The following is a 6157-nucleotide window of genomic DNA, read 5'->3' on the forward strand; positions in this document are numbered from 1 at the left end:
ACGACACGATGGTGGTGACGACGTGCGCGCGCCCGTGCTTCGTCCCCTGCGTAAGCACGTAGTGGCCCAGGAGCACGCCCACCTCGTTGCCGGTGAGCAGGCGCAGCTTCCCGGACGCGTCGCGCGCACATCGGCTGCGGGACGACGCTGGCGGAGCAGCGGGTGTTGGTGGTGGAGCCGGAGTCGCTTGTCCCGCGAGCCCCCGGGCAGGTGGGTGAAATCTGGGTGTCGGGCGCGAGCGTGGCCCAGGGGTACTGGCGCAAGCCGGAGCTGAGCGAGGCCACCTTCCATGCGCGTCCTGCTGGCGCGGTGGACGGGCCGGAGTACCTGCGCACGGGGGATTTGGGCGTGCTGTGCGAGGACGGGCAGTTGCTCGTCACGGGGCGGCGCAAGGACCTCATCATCCTGCGCGGGCGCAACCTGTACCCGCAGGACGTGGAGGGAGTCATTGAGCGCGCGGACACGCGCGTGCGAGCGGGAAGCGTGGCGGCGTTCTCCGTGGAGACGACGGGGGGCGAGGCACTGGCGGTGGTGGCGGAAGTGGGCCGGGATTTGGCCGACGCGGACGCGACGGTGCTGGCGGCGGTGGCGAACGGGCTGCGGCAGGCGCTGGCGCGGGAGCTGGAGGTGCAGACGCACACGGTGGCGCTGCTGGCTCCGGGGGCGGTGCCCAAGACGTCGAGCGGGAAGATTCAGCGCTTCGCGTGCCGGGCCGCGCTCGTGTCTGGGGAGCTGTCCGTGCTGTGGCGCAGCGAAGCGCCGGGTGCGGAGCCGTTGGTGCGGGCTCCGGTGGTTCCTGGGTCCGAGACTCCGCCGATGGATGCGCCCGGTGCGAAGCCGGGTGGCTCGGCGGCGCAGGACGGCGCGGCAGCGGTCTCGGCTGCCGCGACGGTGAGCCCGTCCGGAGGGACGGTCGCGCAGCCTTCTGCGACGACGGAGTCCGCTCAGGTGGCCCCGGTCTCAGCCTCTCCTGTCCGCTCCGTGGAGGAATTGGAGGGCATCCTTCGCGAGGAGCTGACCGCCGTGCTTGGTGCGGAGGCGGGCCTTCAGGGCTCGGACGTTCCGCTCACGCAGTTGGGCATGGACTCGCTCGCGGCGGCGGACCTTCAGGCTCGCATCGAGAAGCGGCTGGGCATGCGCGTCTCCGCAGCCACCCTGCTCCAGGACGTGACGCTCCAGGCGCTCGCGGCTTCGCTGGCCCAGGGCCGCACCGCGACGGGACTGGCGGCGCTTCCTCCCGTGCAGCGGCGCTCGGCTCCTTCGGGGATGGCGCCAGCCTCGTTCTCCCAGCAGCGGCTGTGGTTCCTCCAGCAGCTCGCACCGGAGTCCACGGCCTACCACGTGCCCGTGTCACTCTCGCTCCGGGGCCCCCTGGTCCCGGAGGCGCTATCTCGCTCGCTGACCGAATTGGTCCGTCGCCACGAAGCGCTGCGCACGACCTTCGTCGCTCGGGATGGCGTGCTGTTCCAGCAGGTCCATGCGCCCTCGCCCGTGTCGCTGACGGTGGAGGATGTCGACAGCGGGAACGGCGCTTCACGGGAGGCGCTGCTGGATGCGTGGGCGGTGCGCGACGCCCAGGACCCGATGGACATGTTCACCGGGCCGCTGCTGCGCTTCGTGCTGCTGCGCTTCGCTCCCGATGAGCATGTGCTGCTCGTCTTCGTGCACCACTTGATTGCCGACGGCTGGTCCGTGGCGGTGCTCTCGCGTGAGCTGGCCGCGCTTTACGGGGCTTTCACCACGCAGCGCCCCTCGCCCCTGCCCGAGCCCGCGCTCCAGTACGGCGACTTCGCGGCGTGGCAGCAGGCGCACCTGACGGCCCAGGCCCTGGCCTCGGAACTCACGTGGTGGAAGCAGACGCTCTCCGGCGCACCGTCCCTGCTGTCTCTGGCCACCGACAAGCTTCGTCCCCAGCGACTGTCCTCCCACGGCGCCCGCCGGCTGCGCGTGCTGCCCGCGCCGCTGATGGCGAAGCTGAACGCACTGGGCCGCCGTGAAGGCGCCACGCCCTTCATGATGCTGGTGGCTGCACTGGGCACCGTGCTGCACCGCTGGAGTGGCCAGACGGACTTCATCCTCGGCTCCGCGACGTCCGGGCGCGATGTGCCGGGCACGCGCTCCCTCGTCGGGGACTGCACCAACTTCCTCCCGCTGCGCCTGCGCCTTCCTTCCGACACCACCGTGACGGGTCTCCTCGCCAGTGTGAAGCAGACGACGCTGGAGGCGCTGGCCCATGGGTACGTGCCGTATGACCATGTGCTCGCCGTCGCACAGCCGGGCTCGCAGCGGCGCGAGCTGTACAACGTCGCTTTCGTCCTGGACGACTACGCCATTCCGCGGGCCCAGCCCGTGGGTGGTGGCCTGACGCTGGACGTGGGGCTGCTGGACAACCGCACCACCGAACTCGACATGACTTTCGAGGCCGTCCCCGGCCCCGACGGACTGCTCATCGGCTGCAAGTACGCCACGGACCTCTTCGAGCCGGAGACCCTCGACCGGCTCCTTTCCCACCTGGAAGTCGTCGTCGGCGGCATGGTGGCCGCGCCGGAGACGAAGCTCTCCGAGCTGCCCGTGATGACGGAGGCCGAGCGCCACCAGGTCCTCCACGGATGGAACCCACCCGTCGAGGCGTTCGCCACGGGCACGCTGGTGGAGCGCTTCGAAGCGCAGGTGGAGCGCACCCCGGACGCCATCGCCGTCACCTTCGAGCTGCGCCAGTTGACGTACCGCGAGCTGGACGCCCGCGCGAACCAACTGGCCCACGTCCTCCAGGCGCGCGGCGTGGGACCGGAAGTGCTCGTGGGCGTGTGCCTGGAGCGTGGCGTGGAGCTGGTGGTGACACTGCTCGGCATCCTCAAGGCCGGAGGTGCGTACCTGCCCCTGGACTCCGCGCACCCGCGCGAGCACCTGGCGTTCCTGCTGGAGGATGCGCGCTCACCGCTCGTCCTCACCCAGGCGTCGCTGGAGGACCGCGTCCCTTCGGTGGATGGCACCACCGTGCTCACCTTCGAGGCCGCGGTGGCCTCCGGCGCTTCGTCCGAACGGCCGTCACACCGGAGCGCGCCAAGCGACCTCGCGTACGTCATCTACACGTCGGGCTCCACCGGACGTCCCAAGGGCGTGATGGTGCAGCACGACCACGTCACGCGGTTGTTCAGCGCGACGGACGCGAAGTTCCACTTCGGGCCTGCGGACGTGTGGACGCTGTTCCACTCGTACGCGTTCGACTTCTCCGTCTGGGAGTTGTGGGGCGCGCTGCTGTACGGCGGCCGGCTGGTTGTGGTGCCGTACTTCGTCAGCCGCTCGCCGCAGGCCTTCCTGCGCCTGCTGGCCGACGAAGGTGTCACCGTCCTCAACCAGACGCCCACCGCCTTCCGTCAGCTCCTCCATGCCGAGCAGCAGGGCGAAGCTCCGGCCCTGGCGCTGCGCTACGTCATCTTCGGCGGTGAGGCGCTGGACCTCGCGTCGCTGCGCCCCTGGTTCGAGCGTCACGGCGACGCCCGGCCCCAGCTCGTGAACATGTACGGCATCACCGAGACCACGGTGCATGTCACGTGGCGGCCAGTCGGGCTCGCGGACCTGGAGCGTCCGGGCTCCAGCGTCATCGGCCAGCCCATTGCCGACCTCCAGTTGTACCTGCTGGACGCGGCGGGACAGCCGGTGCCCCTCGGGGTGCCGGGAGAAATCCACGTGGGCGGCGCGGGCGTAGCCCGGGGCTACCTGCGCCGGCCGGAGCTCACGGCCGCACGCTTCGTGGACGACCGCTTCGGCCCCGTGCCGGGGCGCAAGCTCTACCGCGCGGGAGACCTGGCGCGGCGGCTGCCCTCTGGCGAACTGGAGTACCTGGGCCGCATCGACCACCAGGTGAAACTCCGGGGCTTCCGCATCGAGCTGGGTGAAATCGAGTCCTCGCTCAGCACGCACCCCGACGTGCGAGAGACGGTGGTCATCGTCCGCGAGGACGTGCCCGGCGAGCAGCGGCTCGTGGCGTACGTCGTCCCCGCCACCGTGGAGGCCAGCGCCCTGCGCGAGCATCTGCGCGCGCGGCTGCCCGAGTACATGGTGCCCGCCGCCTTCGTCGGCCTGGAGGCCCTGCCCCTCACCACCAACGGCAAGGTGGACCGCCGCGAGCTTCCCGCCCCCACGGCAAGCACGTCCTCCCGCGAGGACGACGCGCCCCTGACACCGCTCCAGGAGCAACTGGCGGCGCTGTTCCGTGAAGTGCTGCGCGTGGAGCGCGTAGGCGCGCACGATGACTTCTTCGATTTGGGTGGGCACTCACTGCTGGCCACGCAGCTCGTCACGCGGGTGGCCGCGCGGTTCGGCGTGGACCTGCCCCTGCGCACGCTGTTCGAAGCGCCCACGCTGGTGCAGCTCTCGGAGCGCATCCAAGCGCTGCCGTCGCGCACCGTCACTCCTCCGATTCCCACGGTGCCTCGCGAGGGCGACCTGCCGCTGTCGTTCGCGCAGCAGCGCATGTGGTTCCTGGAGCAGTTGGAGCCGGGACAGGCGCTCTACAACATCCCCCTGGCGCTGCGGCTCACCGGTGCCCTGGACGTGGAGGTGCTGCGCCGCACCTTCGCGGAAATCGTCCTCCGGCACGAACCGCTGCGCACCACCTTCCTGGAGTACGAGGGGCAGCCGCTCCAGCGCATCCACGCCGCGCCCGCCGAGTGGCCGCTGCCGGTGGAAGTCCTTCCCGAAGGCGCCGCGCGCGAGGACACCCTGCGCCGCCGCATGCGCGACGAAGCCGCCCTGCCCTTCGACCTGGGCACCGGTCCGCTCTTGCGCACGCGTCTGCTGAAGCTCGCCGCCGAGGAGCATGTGCTGCTCCTCAACATGCACCACATCGTCTCCGACGGTTGGTCCATGGGCGTGCTGGTGCACGAGGTGGGCAGCCTCTACGCGGCGTTCGCGGAGGGCCGCCCGTCTCCACTGCCGGCGCTGGAAGTGCAGGCCGCCGACTTCGCCGTGTGGCAGCGCCAGGAGGGGAACTCCGAAGGCGTGCAGGTGCATTTGGAAGCCCTGCGCGAGTCGCTGAAGGGCCTGCCCGCGCTGACGCTGCCCTCCGAGCACGGCCTGCCCGCGATGCGGACCCTGCGGGGCGCAAGCCACGTCTTCACGCTGCCGGCGTCTCTGGTGCGCGCGTTGGAGCAGGTGGCGCGGGAGCGCAACGCCACGCTCTTCATGGTGCTGCTGGCTGGGTACGAGACGCTGCTATCGCGCTACTCGGGGCAGGACGACTTCGCCGTGGGCAGTCCCGTGGCCCACCGCACCCGGCCGGAGCTGGAGCCGCTCATTGGCGTCTTCCTCAACACGCTGGTGCTGCGTGCCCGACTGGAAGGCGACCCCCGTTTCACGGAACTCCTGGAGCGCGTGCGTGAGTCGTCGCTTGCTGCGTATGCGCACCAGGACGTGCCTTTCGAGCGGCTCGTGGACGCCCTGGGAGTGGAGCGGGGCTCGGACCGGGGCTCTCTCTTCCAGGTGATGTTCGCGCTGCACAACGCACCCGTGCCTCCGCCCTCACTGCCGGGCGTGCGCGTGGATCTGCTGCCCACCGCGCCGGACACCTCCCGCTTCGACGTGAGCCTGTCGATGATGGCGCGCGACGGCGGGCTGGAGGGGACGCTCGAATACAGCCTGGACCTCTTCACCCCCACCACCGCCGCGCGGCTGGCGTCGCAGTTCCGCGTCCTGCTGGAGGCCGTGGCCCAGGACGCGACGGTGCCCGTCAGCCGGCTGCCACTGATGGACGCGGAAGAGCGCTCCTGGGTGCTGGTGGATTGGAACGCCTCGGCCACCGTGCCCATCACGGAGGACACCCTCCCCCGCCTCTTCGAGTCCCACGCCCGCCGCGCGCCCGACGCCGTGGCCGTGGAGCACGAGGGCCGGACGCTCACCTACGGAGCGCTGGACGCGCGGGCCAACCAGCTCGCGCGCCACCTGCTGTCGCTGGGCCTGCGCCCTGAGGGCCGCGTGGGCTTGTGCCTGGAGCGTGGCCTGGACCTCGTGGTGGGCATGCTGGGCGTGCTCAAGGCCGGCGGCTGCTACGTGCCGTTGGACCCGTCCTACCCGCAGCAGCGCCTGACGTTCATGTTCCAGGACGCGGGCCTGTCCGCGGTGGTGACGGAGCGCTCGCTGCTGCCGTCCTTGCTGG

General features: G+C 71.0%; 1 protein-coding gene. It reads left to right on the forward strand.

Going from position 1 to position 6157, the window contains the following annotated elements; translation table 11 throughout:
• Nucleotides 1–162 precede the first annotated feature (162 nt).
• A partial coding sequence (locus D7V88_RS37945; protein ID WP_120545427.1) for a non-ribosomal peptide synthetase occupies nucleotides 163–6157 on the forward strand: 5995 nt, incomplete at its 3' end.

Source organism: Corallococcus terminator, from assembly GCF_003611635.1.
In the GTDB taxonomy this organism is placed as follows: Bacteria; Myxococcota; Myxococcia; order Myxococcales; family Myxococcaceae; genus Corallococcus; species Corallococcus terminator.